The organism is Microbulbifer mixtoriginis (SeqCode) (assembly GCF_052466715.1).
Window position 1 is genome coordinate 2,249,038 of sequence record NZ_CP174288.1, and the last position, 19,096, is coordinate 2,268,133.

Annotated in this window: 13 protein-coding genes; 7 read left to right on the forward strand and 6 right to left on the reverse strand. The window is 48.4% G+C overall.

The genetic code is table 11. The annotated features are described in order from the left end of the window. Positions 1 to 107: 107 nt before the first annotated feature. Positions 108 to 1,688: an FAD-binding oxidoreductase gene (locus ACJJH9_RS09975; RefSeq protein WP_444925128.1), complete on the reverse strand. Its 1,581-nt coding sequence runs from the start codon at positions 1,686 to 1,688 to the stop codon at positions 108 to 110. A 258-nt stretch (positions 1,689 to 1,946) separates the two neighbouring features. Here ACJJH9_RS09975 and ACJJH9_RS09980 point away from each other — a divergent pair, with 258 nt between their 5' ends. The 3 genes from ACJJH9_RS09980 to ACJJH9_RS09990 are packed head-to-tail and all read left to right on the forward strand — an operon-like array spanning position 1,947 to position 5,026. After that, a complete protein-coding gene (locus tag ACJJH9_RS09980) occupies positions 1,947 to 2,984 on the forward strand; it encodes a methyltransferase (protein WP_444925129.1) in 1,038 nt (345 codons plus the stop codon). A 53-nt stretch (positions 2,985 to 3,037) separates the two neighbouring features. Then, positions 3,038 to 4,204 carry an AMP-binding protein gene (locus ACJJH9_RS09985; protein ID WP_444925130.1) on the forward strand — a complete coding sequence of 389 codons (1,167 nt, stop codon included), beginning with the start codon at positions 3,038 to 3,040 and terminating at the stop codon, positions 4,202 to 4,204. Positions 4,205 to 4,246: 42 nt separating this feature from the next. Beyond that, a complete protein-coding gene (locus ACJJH9_RS09990; RefSeq protein ID WP_444925131.1) occupies positions 4,247 to 5,026 on the forward strand; it encodes an alpha/beta hydrolase in 780 nt (259 codons plus the stop codon). 414 nt (positions 5,027 to 5,440) lie between these two features. Here the strand turns inward: ACJJH9_RS09990 and ACJJH9_RS09995 are convergent, their stop codons facing one another. The 5 genes from ACJJH9_RS09995 to ACJJH9_RS10015 all read right to left on the reverse strand — a co-directional run bounded on the left by ACJJH9_RS09995 (position 5,441) and on the right by ACJJH9_RS10015 (position 11,781). After that, entirely contained in the window at positions 5,441 to 6,847 is a 1,407-nt protein-coding gene (locus tag ACJJH9_RS09995) for an FAD-binding oxidoreductase (RefSeq protein ID WP_444925132.1), read from the reverse strand. Then, a complete protein-coding gene (locus tag ACJJH9_RS10000; protein ID WP_444925133.1) occupies positions 6,844 to 8,169 on the reverse strand; it encodes a cytosine deaminase in 1,326 nt (441 codons plus the stop codon). Before ACJJH9_RS10000 ends, ACJJH9_RS09995 begins: the two co-directional genes overlap by 4 nt. 496 nt (positions 8,170 to 8,665) lie before the next feature. Further along, positions 8,666 to 9,913: a DUF418 domain-containing protein gene (locus ACJJH9_RS10005; RefSeq protein WP_444925134.1), complete on the reverse strand. Its 1,248-nt coding sequence runs from the start codon at positions 9,911 to 9,913 to the stop codon at positions 8,666 to 8,668. Between the two features lie 329 nt (positions 9,914 to 10,242). Continuing rightward, positions 10,243 to 10,800 (reverse strand): hypothetical protein, encoded by a 558-nt coding sequence (locus ACJJH9_RS10010; protein WP_252081718.1) that lies wholly within the window; start codon positions 10,798 to 10,800, stop codon positions 10,243 to 10,245. Positions 10,801 to 10,872: 72 nt separating this feature from the next. Continuing rightward, complete coding sequence (locus ACJJH9_RS10015) at positions 10,873 to 11,781, reverse strand: hypothetical protein (RefSeq protein ID WP_444925135.1); 909 nt, start codon at positions 11,779 to 11,781, stop codon at positions 10,873 to 10,875. A gap of 253 nt (positions 11,782 to 12,034) precedes the next feature. On the opposite strand from ACJJH9_RS10015, the gene ACJJH9_RS10020 reads away from it, so the two are divergent. The 4 genes from ACJJH9_RS10020 (at position 12,035) to dbpA (ending at position 19,009) form a co-directional block, all read left to right on the forward strand. Next, positions 12,035 to 12,439 (forward strand): hypothetical protein, encoded by a 405-nt coding sequence (locus ACJJH9_RS10020; protein WP_444925136.1) that lies wholly within the window; start codon positions 12,035 to 12,037, stop codon positions 12,437 to 12,439. A gap of 234 nt (positions 12,440 to 12,673) precedes the next feature. Next, on the forward strand, positions 12,674 to 14,212 hold the full coding sequence (locus ACJJH9_RS10025; protein ID WP_444925137.1) for an efflux RND transporter periplasmic adaptor subunit: 1,539 nt from the start codon (positions 12,674 to 12,676) through the stop codon (positions 14,210 to 14,212). Further along, positions 14,206 to 17,343 carry an efflux RND transporter permease subunit gene (locus ACJJH9_RS10030; RefSeq protein ID WP_444925138.1) on the forward strand — a complete coding sequence of 1,046 codons (3,138 nt, stop codon included), beginning with the start codon at positions 14,206 to 14,208 and terminating at the stop codon, positions 17,341 to 17,343. The genes ACJJH9_RS10025 and ACJJH9_RS10030 overlap by 7 nt, the downstream gene beginning before the upstream one ends. A gap of 277 nt (positions 17,344 to 17,620) precedes the next feature. Beyond that, positions 17,621 to 19,009, forward strand: a complete 1,389-nt coding sequence (gene dbpA / locus ACJJH9_RS10035; RefSeq protein WP_444925139.1) for an ATP-dependent RNA helicase DbpA — start codon at positions 17,621 to 17,623, stop codon at positions 19,007 to 19,009. Positions 19,010 to 19,096: the final 87 nt, after the last annotated feature.

Genomic DNA, 19,096 nt, shown 5'->3' on the forward strand with positions numbered 1-19,096 from the left:
CCTTACACTCTCAAACCAAAGGGGGAAAGTTAAAATTGCTTACAATAAAAATTTCAACGGCCATATTACGAACTAAAAAGCTTTCACCAATATTTACCATAACCGTATCAAGTTAAATTGTAGTGGCCAGGTGCAATAACGCCATTTGGATCGAAAACCTTCTTAATATCCCTTGTGACCTGCCAAAAAATATCATCAGGATCAACTACAAGATCCATAAAATCAACAAACAGACGGTTAGGATGGAAGCCGGCCTTAATGAATTCTTCATTAAGCTCCTTTGCCAAGGATCGCGATTCCTCTCGCGCTACTTTATCGGTACGTATAAAGTGCGTTGATATACTGAAATGAGTTGTCTTGTCATCAACAAGGCCAAATGCATAACTTGCTTGAGCCTTACTGTAATGTGTATTTACTTTGCGAACAATTGAGTTTGCCTGCTGAACATATTCAACATTCATGGGCACTGTTGGAAGAATGAAATGCATACCAATGTCAGTGTGATCCGGATTCTCCCATCCTTCAGGAAGTTCCGTTTGAGCCGGCCAATAAATGCTCATGATAGGTCGATCACTTGGCTCACCCAATGCCATACGATAAAAGCCTGCATTACAATGAATAAAAGAGTTCATTTTTTTCCAGCCGACAAGCTTGGAGGTATACAACCCTAAGTTAATCAACCTATCCGTTACATAAAAAGTAATACCCCAAGGACTCAATCTCTTCAATTCTTTTTTTGCTGCTTTTATCTGGTATTTGGTACCACTGATATTTGAAAATATTACACCTGCACCAAATGAGTATCGATTCAGAAATACCATCAAGCTCTCGCGATCTATATCAACACCCTGCCCTTTAAGATCTTGATACATTACAGGAGCCAGACCATTTTTAACCCGGACATTTTCATAGTAATGAGTAATAGAATTAACCAATCCAAGTTGTTTAATTCCTTTGAGGGCATTGATTGCATCACCCAGGTAACTTTCATCCTTTAAAACCGTCAAAAACATGCACTTTTTTTCAGGCCTTCTCCTCAACTCTATTGTTGCACGAGTTACAACTCCAAAATTTGATTGCAAAAAAACCCGAAGATATGATGGCCCTATTCCTTCCGGAAAGGTATTAGTTGCTTTACAATTTGCATAATGCCCAAATCCCGTCTTAAATATTCTCCCATCCCCTAGAACAACCTCCAGATTAAGAAGTTGCTTATATCGCTCCATATTGTACCCCACCCCTTTGTCTAGAGCGTTGCCTACTATACTTGTATCCTTTGCAGAGCCTGTTGTGTCTGAAAAATACTTTGAGCCAGTCTCGTTGAGGTAATTAAAAAGTTGAAACTGTGTCACTCCCGGCTCAATAACTGCATAGCCAAACTCTTCATTTACTTCGATAATCTTATTCATTCGATGAAGATCAACAAGTATTAGATCACCCTGCGTTGATAATTTTGAACCAAAACCCCAGGACTTTCCGGTACTAAAAGGCTGTATACAAACTTTAAATTTATTTGCATTTAAGACTATCTGTCGAACTTCCTCAGCAGACTCAGGATATAAGATTAAAGGAACATCTACGTTATATGATGTAACATTTTCAATATGCTGTGCTATTTCATCCTGCTCAGATACAACTTGATCAGCCCTAAAAGTTTTTTTTATCTCCAGCAAAAAATCTCTAATCATAACCACTCCACACAGCCCTATACTGGTACAAAATCGCGACATCCTAGTGCTTTACTGGAGATCTACTATTACTCTAAAAGCAAAAGAGCAAACAAATAGACCTAAACCAAATAGCGAAAAGACAAACAAACCTTAGAGTTCATTTAGGTGACAAAAATAGAAGTTAAGCGACAAATCAATATATAAGTCACTTCTACACATATTAGAGTGTAACCCTTCGTGTTGAAGATATTTATAAAGACAATAGTGAGATAGAGTATGTATATAAAGGCGCCCACCTCCTCAGACACCCCCTTGTGGGATCGCCTGATGGGCAACTACACCTTTGCTTGTCTGAAGGTTGCCGCTCAACTTGATATTTACGGTCTGATAGACAAGGGCTACAACACTAGCGACAAGATCTCTCAGGCACTGCAACTTAGTAGCAAGGGTGTTGAGCAATATCTTTTGATTCTTAATCACCTGGGTTATATCAAAATGGAACTGGCCCAATATGAGAACACTGAGCTGGCAAAAAATTATTTAGATAAGAACAGTTTATATTATTGGGGGGAAGTCCTACTGGACCCCTTTGCTATTTACGATATCAATCATTTGGACAAGAAAATTATAACCAGCCTTAAACGGGAATATGAATTGGAGTGTAAGGGGCGTTCAGTAACCGATATGTGGCAAAACGATGAAATGGATAATGAATCGGCAGCCGCTTTTACTCATCTAATGCACTCTCAGGGTTTCGCCTCTGCAGTTAAAGCCGCTTCAGACGGTATTTTCAAACAGGTTGATACCTTACTTGATGCTGGTGCCGGCTCAGGAACTATCGCCCTGGCCTTCTGTGCAACATATCCAAATCGCACTGCTGTACTCTTTGATCTTGCCCCAGTCTGTGAAACTGCCATGGAGTATGTACAAAAATTTAACAAAACACGGCAAATAACCATTGCAAAGGGGGACCTATTCAGCGCTGAGTGGCCCACGGGCTTTGACGGCCTCTGCTTTAGCAATGTACTACACGACTGGCAAGAAGCTATCTGTGAATCCTTACTGAGTAAGGCCTTCTCTCTACTGCCCAAAGAGGGTTTTATCTTTATTCATGACATGCTCCTAGATGAAAGCCAGCTTACACCGAGCTTATTTAGCTTCCATCTTTTTATGAATCATGGTTCACGGTTATATTCTAAAAAGGAGCTATACCAAATACTCACTAAAGCCGGCTTTAAAAATCCGCAAAGCCACAAAACACTCGGCTATTTCTCAGTCATTTCAGCACAAAAGCCCTTGCTGATGCATTCATAACCATGGCCATCCATCGGGCAAGTCAATAAAGAAATGAAAGCACGGAGCTCTCCATGACCATCGGACACTTAGATTGGAGCCAGCTGTTACACCATGCTAGATCAATTTCTGAGCGGGGGGGGCTCAGTGTGCCCCCAAACGCCAACCGGATTGAAGACCTACCTATCAGTGGGCCGAAAGAAATTTTAAAAATCACCAAAGCCTTGGCAAAAACAGAGGGCGCTATATTAATGTCCAGCGGTGGTACCACAGGAAACCCCAAGCTGGCCTATACGCCCTTCCATCAGGCAACACAGAGACTTCTACAACAGTGGAAACCACTTGGGCCTGGCGATGTACTCCTCAACCTTTTCAACCCCGGCCGCCTATGGGGTGCCCACTACTTTATTCAAACTCTCGCCGAAAAAAGCAGAGCTATCACCGCACCTGTAGGGCCCTTTACTCCCACTGAAACAGACGCTTGGCTGGAGACATTTCGCAAGATAGAGATTAATGCCCTTGCTGGAGCTCCCACAGGATTAGCAGACTTCGCCCGGGGCATCCTGGATGGCAATTGCAAACTGAACATCAAAACAATTATTTGGATGGCGGAACCCTGGACCGAGAAAAAGTTTAATACGGTGCGTATGGCCTTTCCAAATGCCGGCTTCTGGTGTGACTACGGTTCGGTAGAGACCAACAGCATCGCTGTTAACGGGCCCGAGTGTGATCGGGATACTTACCACCTTTTAGCGGATCAATTGATTGAACCCGACGATCACGGGGCCCTACTCACACGTATTGGCGATGGCTGGACAGTACCAGTTATACGCTATCGCTTAGGGGATTTGATTCGGCAAGCCACTTGCCCATGTGGTCAGCCAAATGCATTGCTGATTGAGGGGCGCGCGGACGATGATGTGAGTCTTTGTAGTGCGATTCTTAGCGTTAGGAACATACTTACTATCGCTAGAGAAGAGGATGGTGTTGAGGAGGCGCAGCTAATTCTAACAAAAAGCGGGGAAACACGTAAATCTGCCAGCGAACTTACTTTAGCTTATACCGGTATTACAGAATCCGACATAGTTCGAAAACGAATTCTAGCTGAGATTCATAACTTGGCATCTGTAGTCCAGCAATACCCTGGAGCCTTTAACACAAAACGGGTTGAAAGGCTGATGAGGGTCAAAAGAACTAACAAGGTGCCGCCTATTATTCAGGCAGACGATATCAATTTGTAGATTTCAGTCAAGCACTAAAGATACAGCAAAGGAAACATAGAAATGAAGTCCATAGCTAATTTGTCAGTGCTATTCTCAACTCTACTGTTACGCCCCATACGTGCTGTATGTTCTCAAATGATTGCTAACTTTATAGAAAGCTCTAAATGCTTCCCATTTGATGAGATAATAACCATTGAAAGAATTATAAAACATGGTTTTAAGAAAGATAAATATTGCTTTGTAAAGGATGACATCTGTATAAGCTATTATCATGGACCTCCTTTAATAGATCAAAATTTACAATACTCTGTTACATTTGAAGCAGATGGCAGTGAAAGTACTGCCAGCTTGAATTTGAATAAGAGTTCTTTAACAAGGATATATTCTGGAACGGTGATATTATTACACGGATTTCGGGTTTCCAAAGAATTCATGTTGAACTCGGCAATATATTTTCGTTTCTTAGGTTATCATGTTGTTGTTCCAGATCTCCTCGGCCATGGTGAATCAGGTGGGATTAAGAAATACGGAGTTTATGATAGCAAACTCATCAACCCTTTTATTAACAACCTCATTGAAGCAGATATTATTAAGAAGGATAATTTTTATATTGTTGGGAACTCAATGGGGGCCTTAACCGCTACATATATCTCAAATTTGAGAACGGATATCAGTGGAGTTATTTTATTAGCCCCAATGCCCCAATTTGATCAAGCCTTATATAATCATTCTAAAGTCACGCATCCAATACTTAGCAAAATCATTCCGGAACAAGATATTCGCAAAGGCGCCAGTTTAGTCTTAAAAAAAATAATATTAACCTGGAGGATACAAATATAATCCCCCTTATCCAATCATCTAAAATTCCAATACTTTTAATATCCTCAGATACCGATCGAATTGCTCCTTACTCCGACTACAAAGGCTTAAGCCAAGATAATATTGACCTAGTCAAGATTCACAATAGAAACCATCAGAGTATGACTACAATTGGAGATGACGAACATATCTCGATTATTAGATGGCTCAATAAAACTGAAAAGGAATAATACTAAATTTACGCACCCTATTAATACCCGAATAAATAAATCATCTTACCAATCAATATAACAGTGACTTCCCTGGGACCTTAGCGATATTAGCTCTTAGTGCACCATAGATTTCAAAAATTATACCGCTATATAAATATGGCAATACAGGCATAGACTGGTGCTGGCGATTCAGCCTATTCAGGCCCCGGTGAATGATACAAGTTCATGAACGCTGTAAGCCTGGAAACAAAAACCCTTGATCACTATCGAACTTGTAGTCTGGATGCTCCCAGGCGATCATCTTACCCGGATTAAGTAGCCCCTTGGGGTCTGTCTGCCTTTTAAATGCAAGCAGCACCGGGTCAATTTGCTTCATCCCCCCTTCTTCCAGAGTGAATCGGTGCGGATTGAAAATCGTACACCCGAGCGCTTCATGCCGTTTGATAATTTCATCAAGCCGGGTTTTATCCGTGAAGCGAACAATGGGTAGACCAATGGGAACTAGGCCTCCGTTGTAGCGGATAAACTCCAGATGGCCAGGCAACTCTTCAGCGAATATGCTCTGCAACTTGCCGACAGTCTCAAGTGGGTTCACATCAGGATAACGGACCTGAAGATAGGTAATCGACGGATCAACACTTAAGCCACGCAAGGTTGTGTGGTTCCAGGTGAGCTCATAAGCCGGCGGTAAATGCGTGATATCTTCAGCGGTTGCCCTATCGGAGCGGTACAACATCTCAGCACCCGGCGATCGGCTCAGGAGCCCATCCAATGCCCCTATGGCAAACGCTGCCACCATGAGCACAACAACGGACTGCTCCTTGCGGATAAATTTTTTGTGCCGTGAGAAATAGTCATGGGGCAACGGCGCTTCAATCGTAGCGATATCTTTTGTCAAAAGGCCATCCATGTTGGCAAGCTCTTCAGAAAAACGGATCGCATTTATAAAATCATCAAACCCGACGAGCACATCGATCCAGTCATAAGCTTCTGTCAGCGGTACTTCGATCTCGGTGATGATGCCTGTCGTACCGTAAGCGTGTATAGCCTTTTGTACATCGCTTCCTGTCAGCTCCAGAACCTGCGGCTCCGCCTCCATGGTTACCATCCGCAAACGGATGACGTTACCCAGATCCCTGAGCCCCCCCCAATTCACCGAGCCGACCCCCGCAGCCCCCCCTGCAAGGAATCCTCCGATGGTCGCGATACGGTAGGTGGAGGGATGTATGCGGAGCGCATGACCGGTCCGGGATATCGTCTGCGCATCGATATCCGCCATAACGGCTCCAGGCTCGGTAACAACAACGCTTGGTTTAATATCCTTGACAGCATCCATTTCCGACAAATCCAGGACAACGCCACCGGAAAGTGGCATGGCCTGACCATAATTGCCGGTCCCCGCCCCCCGAGCTGTCACCGGAATGTCCGCGGCGTAGCACACTTTTAGAACGCGAATAACCTCGTCAACATTTTTCGGGCTGACAAGCAGATCACCGGTCACACCATCAAGTTGCTCCTTGAGGATCGGGGAATACCAAAAGAAATCCCGGCTCTTTTTTCTCACTATCCGTGGATCATCCTCGACCTTGATACCGTCGAGATTCGCTTTCAAAGCGGAGATGTGAGTCATGGGCGTTGCGCTCCCATGTGCATGTGATGATCCAGTTCGCGGAAATCCGGCAGGTCCTTGTCAATGCTGCACCCTGCGCGCAGCACATGTCGTGGACCATTTGGGCGTGAAAGGAGTTCATTCCAATTGCGCGCACGAAAGAGAATCAGATCTGCCGACTCACCGGCCCCAATCCAGCCGGCAGAAATCCCCATTATATCTGCCGGCGTGGTCGTTATTGACCGAACCCAGTCTCCAACCGGATGGTCCAGATGCAGAGTGCGAGTTGCCTGAGCGTAGACTTCAATCAGATCGAGGTCACCGTAGGCGCAAAAAGGGTCCCGTGTATTATCCGAAGCAACAACAACATCTATTCCACGGGAACGCATTTCATGCAACAGCGTGACACCCCGGCGGCGCGGAGTCCGGCCCATTACCCGGTCCTGAAGATAAAGATTGCTCACCGGCAGAGTCACGACCGCGATCCCCGCCTTAGCCACTAAGTCCAGTGTACGGTCCACCTCGTCATCAGGCTGTACCGATAAAGTACAGCAGTGCCCGCACACAATTTTCCCCTGAAAGCCCAGGCGCAGAGCTGTTTCCGCGATGTGGCGCAAGGTCATCCCGGATGGGTCGAGCGTCTCATCGACATGAAAGTCGAGGTCCAACGCATGCTCCATAGCCGCGCGAAACATCGCTTCAAGATACCGATCTAGATCGGGCACCATGTAGGTCGCTGCTCCCAAGATGCCCCCGGCAGCCTGCACCCTAGACGCAATGCGTCCCAAATATTGATCGTCTGCGGCAAGGCGATGGATGCCGAACAAACACACGCCCTGAAGTTCGACTCGGCCCGCCCATTCGGTGCGAATCTCGCAAAAGAGCGGCCAGGTGATCTCATCTTGCAGCGGCGAACTATCCAGGTGCGTCCGGATGACGGCCGTGCCATGGGTATAGGCACAACGCAGCCCAAATTCCATACGCACCCGAACATCCTCTGCTGACCAATTTTTACTCCGATCCCTGTCAACCGCCTGCATCGCCCCCATGAAAGTGCCGTCGGGATTGGATGCACGCGGCCAGATATGCCCTTTATCCAGATGAGTATGCAGATCGACAAGAGCCGGTAGGACCAAGCCGTTATCCAGGTCGAGCCCGCCTGACGCCTCTGGCAAATTGGCCGCCGGAGCAACCTGTATCAGCGTTCCGTTACGAAAGACCAAATCGCAGGAAACAAGATCCGATGGCTCAGAATTGCCAGGGTCACGCAAGACACAGGCAGGGATCGTTGCATTTCTTATGGTGCCAGTGCCTTTGAAACTGGAGCCCCAACTTGCCTGCATCTACACCTCCCGTTCCAATGCGCCCGCACACAATTTGCGCATAGCTGGTAAGAAAAGAGATTGAAAGGCAGAGATACCAAAATGCCCACGATGGATATCAAAATGCCTGCAACAACCCAGTAGGGAATGTTCTGCTGATACTCTGCTCCAGTACAAATATGGCAAGACCAAGTCCGGAATAGGATATGCCACAATGAACACGACTGCATCGATCAAATACTGGCCGCCAGCGATCTGCTATCGGCCCAGGAGATACAGTAAGGACATGCTTGATTGTCTTGCAGGCTAAGTCACCGGCCGATTTGCCTCACCAGCAGCTTGCACCCGTAGTTAAAACCGGCGCTATTTGCGTGATGTTGCACATCTTTGATTGTAGCCGGCTCTCTGCTTCTGCGATTTGGATATCTGGCTAGTTTGAGCTACTTTTTCTTCTCTGGGCCTTAACACCTGTCACTGCCCTAGCTGCTGTGTCCTTTCACTATTCAAATGAAACTAATTAGGTTCCCCTACCGGCAGTCTGGAGCGACTTCTCCCTAAAGATCGGTGGAAGCTTCAGATAGGTTAGCGCCCGCCAGAACCACTCTAAAGGCCCCATACGGAAAACTTTCAGCCACAAATCAGAATAAGCGAGCTGAAAAAGGACAAGACCAATACAAACACCAACAACTTCTACTCTTGTCAGCGCACCATATAGCCCCATTCCAAAGCCATAAAATATAAACACACCAATCAATGACTGAGCGAGGTAATTGGTAAATGCCATTCGGCCAACCTGTTGTATTTTATTCTTAATCCACAGATGTGTATTACTCTGATACCAGAGACAGGCCAAGCCAACATAGCCAATACTGGTGAAGGTAGCCCCTACCAGATTAAATGCATCGCCATATAAGAAGTAGTGATTAATCTCCCAATGATTGCTGTAGTTCCAAACTAAACCCAATACAGTAAGGATCAAACCAATGGGTGTTGCGACAACAGCCATCTTTTTATAGGTCTCAGGGCTTGCCTCACCACGTAAGATACCAACTTTATAGAGTCCCATACCTATTAGTATCATCGCGGCGATTTTCAAAATAAACGACAAACTGAAAAATAGCGTCACGATATTCGCCTCCATATCTGCATCGCTATCTTCAGCTGCGAATCGGTGATTGACCAACTCCCAGAAACCACCTGTATAGGCCGCAACTTCCCTTTGAATTTGTGCTGTATCAGGTGCGAAGATATCTGAGACTATATATTTAGCTTCCCCACTGAGCCCGGATAACACAACACCGGTATAGTTTGAAACCAGTACAGCGCCTATTAAACTCAAAGTTCCCAGCGTAATGAGCCAACTTCCACGCAGTCCACGGAATATATAAAGCACCATAGCAACAAGCGCATATACTGTCAGTATGTCGCCCTCCCAGATATAGATCGCATGGAGCAAGCCTATAACCAGTAGCCAAAAGTTGCGGCTGTAATGAATCTTAGCGGCAGATTTTTGCTGGTTTAATCGCTTCTCCGCAAGAAGGATAATACCCGCTCCAAAAAGCATGGCAAAAAGTCCCATAAATTTTTGATCGGCAAATATATGTAAGAAAATAAAAATCAGATCATTAAGTGGTCCATCTGCCAGATATGCTTTAGGGTTCAAATAGGCAGCCATGGGCATGGAAAAACTAACCATATTCATAAAAGGAATGCCCAATATGGCAATTCCTCTCAACAAATCTAACTGTGAAATCCGGGCTGGCATGCAAATCCTTTTAAGCAAAAATAGAGCAGGTTAATGCTAGTGTAGGTTTGACACAAGATTGAACCCTTAAAATAATTATTCTTTTATTGACCTAACGTACCAACTTAAAATATTACCCGGTTAACACCCCTTTTTGGGACGACTGGACTAATAGTTTTTTTAGATCGGTTAGAAAAAATATTTGAAATCTGTTGAGCGCGCATCACCATAATACAAAAATTGCCACTTCCGCTGTCCATACAAGACCTTGGATATCACAATCTTATCAATGGCAATTTATATAACGATTAGACTATCACCACAGACTTAAAAATTGTCCGCTTCTATTATTAATGTAAAGGATATTTAATCTCCTTAGCCATCCCCCACATTTTATAGTCTGCCGGCATTTCGGAGAGGTAATTTAGAGTGTTATAGATCAGGCTCTTCTCCATTTGGTCTATTCCCAAAGATTTACTCCACCCCTCAGCTGCCAATCGATAGCTCATTACAATCAGAAGAAACTTCTGCTCATTCGATAGCCCACTGCCATGCCCATTAATTAAGAGGTGCATGGAGACAAGGTCATAATCCAGATCAAACTTAGATTCATTGACCTGGATATTAATTTGGGCTGATCGCCCAGACACTGATGATCCACGAGCAACTATCTGCATCTCGTCTAGAAAAAAAGATACATGGGCGTTATCTTTATCAGAACTATTCACATAGCGCCCTCTTAACGCCAGTTCCCGAATCTGCCTTTTGCTAATTTCACCCCGGAGCCATAAGTTGGTCATTTTTGTAAGGGGACCGTAGGATTCAGCGGCGGGGGTGTTTTCTTCTGCCGCAAGAGGCAATGAAATGAGAAGTACGACAAGACAAATACAGATCCTTGTTACAGCCATTGCTACTACCACTCAAAATCAAGAATTGACCACATAAGCGACACAAGGCGTTATCGCTATTAATGAGTATATTCAATGATTGGTATACGAACATTGCTTTGGGGCGCAACGACACTCATTGACGGCTTTATCGGTCGGGGGTTTAAATTCCAGATTAATTTGAGCTCTATCGGCTCGCCTTCTCTCTTTGTGTCTCTGCAATGACTCTTTCGTTGATGCATGAAATCCTCCAGAGAGAAAATACCCCATGAAAATGTCAACCTTCTCATCCAGGCTAAAACTACTCTTCCCCAGACCTATCCGGGAGTTAACTTTCGACAAACTGTAAGTTAATAAAATATCTTGACCATCACGATCGAACAGGTTAAATAGGCCTATCGCCCAATCGGTTTCCAATACATGTGAGAGCGTGTAAAACTTATCCACAAATTCTAAATAGATTAAGGAAAAGTCTTCACCTCCTTGAAGAAATCTACTTACGTAAGTGGACTCCTCCTCTCGTAAAAAATCCAACGCCGCCTGGATTGTTATTTCCTGAATATCATTGGCAAGGATATAGCCAGTGAGTCTATTGACTTCAACCACCGTCATGCCAAGTTCATAAAGTTTAGCCTGGTGTTCAGGCAGTCCTCGCCAAGAGGATAACGGCATTAGCAACCGGTATGCGGTCATCCACTCAGGATGTTCTTTTAAATTCACCTCATACCAAGTCGGGCTCTTTTTTTCTAGGCCGTGCTTTTGGAGGAAAGACAAGTCTTCACCGTCATAACTCGCTTGGCGAACTGCTTTCATTCGCAGCCAAGCTGTCAAATTCCGTTCCCTATTCAGTATCCAGTCGCTATCAATTTTCTTATTGAGATCATTCGCCGTCGCATGCAATATCTGTAAGGCATCTTGATTAGAGCTAGCGACAGCCGAAGTAGTAAAGATGATACTCATTAAAGAAATCAACAATAAGGCGGCATTTGGAAGGAATGGCATTGGGGAACCTTAGGTCGCTTTCGATAGCTATATGTGACTTGGCCCATTATTCAGAGGGGCACAGCTTAATTATCGCTTGGAAGCCTGCCTCGAAGAGAAAATGGATGTCGGAATTCCCACCATAGGGCTCATGGGAAATTGCTGAGCCTCGTTTATATTTTCATTGCCTGGAGAAACTTGAGAACACCAGCCAGTCACGCGGTGAAGGCAATCTTTGTCGGGTGGCCGATCTCTGGTGTATGATTTACTAGTAATGAAACACTACTCTTCCACATTTCGCGCCAAACTGATTGCTATGGCGGCCCTGCTCCTGCTGATGTTCCAGGTGCAAACTGTGCTTGCCTGCGAAATGATGGAGAGCCCTGAGCCAGCCGCGGAGTGCTGTTGTGACCACATGGTTACCAGCTCAGACCCCGATGAGGTCGACTGCTGTGAATACGATGCCCAGGTTTCTCTCAAGACCTCCCTGGATGATCACGAAGTCGCCTTAACCGCTGCCTTCCTTGGCCTTGAACTTCCTCAGCTAGCACCACCGCCCACTTACCAGTGGCCGCAAATATTAGCCCCACCGCTGCTCAAGGCGGTTACACCCTTCCAACTAGCCTCCACCTTCCTCGGCAATCGAACCTGGTTAGCCACTCTACGCCTGCGTATTTGATCACTCCCTCTCTCTGATTTGCGAAATTTCCCGCAGCATCATTCAACTTTTGTCATTGCTGCTGTTGGGCTTCAGAAAGATTGTTCTAGGAGTGAACCCTTTGATTTCCCTACAAGCCGTTGCTGCCCGTAGCAGCAAAGAAATGGGCAGTGCCTTTGATAGCCAACTTGGCACCCCACACAGCACCGAGCTCGTTACCCAAATTCTGATCCCCTCTGTCTTTGGAGGTGTGCTATGAGCCGCGCAAAAACGCTGAGCCTGGTTGCTTTCGTTTTTTTACTGGCGGCGGCGGGCGCTGCCTTCTATTGGAAGAAAACAGCTGGATTAGCGGTGACCGACCATATTGAGTTTATTCCTGCCGGCCCCTTTCAGATCGCTGTAACCGTAGATCCACAGCAGCCCCGCGCTGGTAAGAACCAGATTCGTATCGAAGTTAGGGACAGAGAAAACCGTCCAGTCAGCGGTGCCGAAGTTCGCGCAGTAGCGGAAATGCCCGCAATGGGTGCTATGCCAGCTATGCGTGCCCAGGCGGATATCAACGAGACCAGCCCAGGTATTTTTCAAGGGGAGATAGAGCTCGCGATGGTGGGCTCATGGCCCATGGTGGTAGATGTGGCTACCGGCCACGATCGCCACGTGGACCTAGCCTTTGATATGAGTACCAACCGCAAAGGTTTGCGCTTGAAATCTGCACCTGAGGCCTCCGATACCGCTTACTACACCTGTGCCATGCACCCGTCGGTACGAGCTGCACAGCCCGGCACCTGCCCGATTTGCGGTATGGACTTGCAGCCGGTCAGTCATGATGAGCTGCAAAGCGGCAGTATTGTGGTTGAAAGTGGTCGCCGTCAGGCTATCGGTATCAAAACCGGCACGGTTGAAAGACAGCCATTCGCCCTACCCATTCACCTGCACGGTCAGGTGACTTACGACGAAACCCGCCTGCGGGATATCAGCCTGCGCTTCGATGGCTGGATTGGCGACCTGGATGCCGACTTTGAGGGCAAGGAAGTTAAACGCGGTGAAGTGCTGTTTTCTGTGTACAGCCCGGAGCTTCTGGCCGTTCAGGATGAATACCTAAAAGCGCGCCGCCGCGGCGATTCCCTGGAAAAAGCCGCACGCCGGCGCCTACTGCTTTGGGGACTCTCAGAGGAGCAAATCGATTGGCTGGTAGAGCAACAGAAAGCGCAAGACTATGTACCGATATTCGCTCCGGCCAGTGGCGTGATTATTGAGAAGAATATTGTCGCGGGTTCGGCCTTTCAGAAGGGGGACAACCTGCTGCGTATTGCCGATCTGAGCCAGGTCTGGATAGAAGCCCACGCCTATGAGGACCAGCTGCCACTGCTGGAAAAAGGTATGCCGGCCAAGGTGCGTTTAACCAACGTCTACCACGAGGAAATTCCGGCAACCCTCACGCAGATCGACCCGTTTCTCAATCACAGTAACCGCAGTGCGCGGCTGCGCGTAACCCTGCCCAATACCGATGGCGAGCTTCGCCCCGGGCTGTTCGCGGACATTATGTTAAGTGCCAAACTGGGTAATCTGCTAGTGGTTCCCAGGGATTCTGTGCTGATCTCCGGCAAGAAGCGTATCGTTTTCCGTGATCTGGGCCAGGGCCGCCTGGAGCCGGTGCAGGTACGCACCGGTTACGGGGATAGCGATCGCATTGTGATTCGCTCCGGACTGCAGGAAGGCGACAAAATCGTTACCTCTGGCGTGTTCCTGATCGCGGCAGAGAGCCGCCTGAAATCGGGGGTACAGCAGTGGTAAATACCGAACCCAAAGGGCTGATCGCCCGTATTATTGGGGCCTGCGCTGGCAAGCCGGGGATCACGCTGATCCTTGTGGCGATAGCCGCCCTGGCGGGATACCGGGCCCTTATCAGTGTTCCCCTGGATGCTATCCCGGATCTCTCCGATGCCCAGGTGATCGTCATGACAGACTGGCCCGGCCGCAGTCCAGACCTGGTGGAAGACCAAATCACCTATCCGCTTTCCACCGCCATGTTGGGGTTGCCCAAAGTCAAATATGTCCGCGGCCAGAGCTTTTTTGGGCTCAGTTTTGTCTACGCCATTTTTGAAGACGGCACCGATATTTACTGGGCCCGTTCACGGGTACTCGAATATCTCAACCAGGTAGCAGACCAACTCCCAGAGGATGTTCAGCCCACTCTGGGGCCAGACGCCACCGGAGTCGGCTGGGTATTTCAGTATGCATTGGTGGATCGCAGCGGCAAGCAAGATCTGCAAGAACTACGCGCGCTACAGGATTTTAAATTGCGCTATTGGCTTACTTCTGTGGAGGGTGTGGCCGAAGTCGCGTCTATCGGTGGTTATGAGAAGGAATATCAAGTCCAGATCGATCCCCATCGATTACAAATGTTTAATGTTCCACTGGGCAAAGTGGTCGAAGCCATTCGCCGCAGTAACAACGACACCGGCGGGCGGGTACTGGAGATCGCCGGCCACGAGCATATGGTGCGTGGCCGCGGTTATATCCGCGGTGTTGCTGATCTGGAAGAGGTAGTCATTGGGGTAAACGCGGCAAAAATTCCCGTAACCCTGGATCAGGTTGCCGATATTACCTTAGGGCCAGCCATGCAGCGCGGCATTGCCGAGCTGGATGGTGAGGGGCAAACCGTCGGCGGTATTGTGGTAATGCGTTACGGTGAAAACGCCCTAAAGGTGATTGAAAGGGTTAAAGAGCGCATCGAACAGATTCGCGCTGGCTTGCCAGAGGGCGTTGAGCTGGTGGTGACTTATGATCGCTCAAAGCTGATTAACAGTGCGATCGACAACCTTAAAAACACCCTGATTGAAGAGATGTTAGTGGTCGCTGCTGTGATCGCTATTTTCCTGCTGCACGCACGCTCTGCTTTGGTCGCGGTGATCACCCTGCCCATTGCTGTGTTGTTGGCTTTTATTCCACTTTCCCTACAAGGATTGACCGCCAATATTATGTCGTTGGGGGGAATTGCTGTCGCCATTGGGGCCATGGTGGATGCCGCCGTGGTGATGGTGGATAACATCCATAAAAAGCTGGCAACCTCTGGCGATAAGGCATTGTCTACTGCTGAGCGAAGAAGGTTGGTTGTTCGGGCAATGCAGGAAGTGGGGCCGAGTATCTTCTTCTCCCTGATTATTATTACGGTTTCCTTCCTGCCGGTGTTTGCGCTGGAAGCCACCGAGGGCCGTTTGTTCAAACCCCTCGCCTATACCAAAACCTACAGCATGGCCTTTGCCGCACTGCTGGCGATCACCCTGATCCCAGCACTCGCCGTACTGTTGATGCGTGGCAAGATCCGCACCAAGGAAAACCCGGTCACCCGCGCCCTGGTTTTTACACTGCAACCGGTGATCCACTTCTGTGTGCGCCAGCGCAAAATGGTGGCGGCCCTCGCGGTAATCGCTCTGGTTTCCGTGGCCTATCCCATTAGTAAGTTGAGCGGTGAATTTATGCCGCCACTCAATGAGGGCAGCATCCTCTATATGCCCACTGCCCTACCCGGTATGTCTGTGACCGAAGCGGGCAAAGTACTGCAGCAAATGGATGAAGAGCTAAAAACCTTTCCCGAGGTTGAGCACGTGTTCGGTAAAATTGGTCGCTCAAACAGTGCGACTGACTCGGCACCACTCTCCATGGTAGAGACCGTGATTACCCTGAAGCCCAAGGATGCATGGCGGCCCGGCATGACCTGGGATGACCTGCTAGCGGAGATGGATGAGAAACTTCAGTATCCCGGCATGCCTAATATCTGGTGGATGCCCATCCAAACCCGTACCGAAATGCTCGCCACCGGTATTCGCAGCCAGCTGGGTATCAAGGTATTTGGCGATAACCTGGAAGAAATCGAACAAACCGCATTGGCTATTGAGGAAGCCCTGCGCAGCGATCAGCGCACCGCCGATGAAACCCGCAGTGTCTTTGCCGAGCGCCTCACCGGTGGCTACTTTTTGGACTTTGATATCGATCGCGCACGGGCCTCCCGCCACGGTTTAAATGTGCAGGATATCGAAGATGTGATTGCCGCGGCTGCCGGTGGCTTGGCTGCAACCCAGACCGTCGAGGGGCGCGAACGTTACGACGTACTGGTGCGCTATGCCCGCGACTACCGGGATACCCCGGAACAGCTGGAGCAAATCCTGGTTCCCGCTTCCGACGGTTCCCAGGTGCCTCTCAACCAACTGGCTGACATGGACTTCCGCACCGGCCCGCCCATGATTCGCAATGAAGACGGGCAGTTAGTGGGATTAGTATTTGTCGACCTGAAAGGCGATGTGGGTGTTGCAGATTATGTGAGCCGTGCGAAACAGGCGGTCGCCGACCAAGTCAACTTGGTGCCCGGTCAGCGCATCGCCTGGGCTGGCCAGTATCAATATCTGGAGCGGGCCAAGTCCCGCCTGCAATGGCTGGTGCCCTTGACCTTACTAGCAGTTTGTTTCTTGCTTTACCTGCACCGCGGCAGGCTGTCTGACACCCTGTTTGTACTTACCGCTATGCCGATGGCACTGGTCGGGGCCTTCTGGTTGCTGTATCTGCTTGACTACAAACTCAGCGTCGCCGTATGGGTGGGCATGATCGCTATGGCCGGCCTTGCCGCAGAGATGGGGCTATTGATGCTGCACTATTTATCGGCCGCTGGTACCAATAATCCGCAGCAAGACAATACCGCTGCAGTCGCCCAAGCGGCAGCGGGCCGTATACGGCCTATGTTAATGACCAGCCTTACCCTGCTGATTTCATTGATCCCAGTCATGGTTTCCGATGGCACCGGCGCAGATGTCATGAAACGCATTGCCGCACCCATGGTCGGCGGCACCCTCACGACAATGTTATTTGTACTACTGGTCATGCCCGGGGTGTTTTATCAGTGGAAGGCTAATGCAGATAAGGAAAGCTAAAGAAAGTGGGGGTATTGGCTCAACTTGGCCCCTTGCCCCATCGTTTTTCTATTGAGCATTTTCGCTTAGCCGTAAATTACCTATTTGCCAGCTGCCCTACTGTGTAGAGGCTGCGGGCAAATAGGTTTCCTCAGAGTTAACTGTTAAAATGCCAGGCAAGATTTGTATTGCCCAGATTGCAACAGCGCTGTAATGACAAAAGCTAGAATGTGAAAATCACTTTCCTGGCTTGTTGAGTAATACGCGTATTTGACATTCAACGATTCCAGGATTTACCTTGACAGCCCCTTTTTCCGAACTCCCCCTGAAGCCCGCCCTGCTGAAAAACCTGGCGTCTCTCAACTACACATCAATGACCGAGGTCCAGGCCAAGACACTTCCGCTCATACTCAATGGCAAAGATGTGATTGCTCAAGCAAAAACCGGCTCTGGTAAAACAGCAGCCTTCGGTTTGGGCGTGCTGCAGCGGCTCAGTGTTGAGCGATTTCGAGTTCAATCGCTGATTCTGTGCCCCACTCGGGAACTTGCCGACCAGGTTGCACAGGAACTGCGCCGAATGGCCAGGGCAATACACAACATTAAGATTCTGACCCTGTGTGGCGGCATGCCGTTTGGCCCACAGATTGGCTCCCTCGCCCATGGAGCGCACATTATTGTTGGTACACCAGGGCGCATCGAAGAACACCTGCGCAAGGGAACCCTATCCCTAGAGCATGTCGACACACTCGTCTTTGACGAAGCCGACCGGATGCTCGATATGGGCTTTCAGGACGTTATTGATACCATTCTGGCGCAAGTGCCAGCTCGGCGACAGTCGTTACTGTTCAGCGCGACTTACCCGGATCAAATCGAACGGCTCAGTGCACGAGTTATGCAAAAACCGGTGATGGTACGCATTGCGTCCGCGCACAGTGAGGAGGTGATCGAACAACGCTTTTACAAAACTGAGAGTTTCGATGATCGCCTGGAGATGACCCGCCGCATTTTACTCAATGACAGGCCAGTCAATACCCTGATTTTCTGTAACACCAAACGCGAGACCGATGACGTCGCCAGCGACCTAAAACAGGCGGGATTCAACGTGCTCGCTCTGCATGGGGATATGGAGCAGCGCCAGCGTAACGAAACACTGATTCGCTTCGCCAATGGCAGCGCCTCGATTCTGGTGGCCACCGATGTAGCGGCACGGGGTCTGGATATCGACAAGCTGGATGCCGTGATTAATTTTCATATCGCCAAAGATCCGGAAGTACACACCCATCGCATCGGACGGACTGGCCGTGCCGGTGAACGCGGTTGCGCCTACTCCCTGTTTTCGGAGAAGGAAGGTCACAAGCTGCTGCGTATGGATCTTACCCAAGACCCGCTGTCCGATCCCGATACACCACCGCCTGCTGATATCCTAAGCGAGCCTCCATTTCAGGCACCCATGGCCACCTTGCAAATTGATGGCGGCAAAAAACAAAAAGTCCGCCCCGGCGATATTCTGGGTGCATTAACCGGCGGCGATCGCCCCATCAACGGTAAAGATGTAGGCAAGATCAACGTACTGGATCAAACCGCTTATATTGCGATTAAACGAAATGTGGCATCTCACGCACTGAAAAAGATCGAAAATGGGAAACTGAAAGGGCGTAAATTCCGGGTGCGACGTATACGAGGCTAAGCTTTAAGGGCCAATGAGTTGGGTCCGTATGGACCTAACTCCCTGAGCTGGGTATTAGCTTTAAGGTGTGGCGTTAGGTTAGAAAGC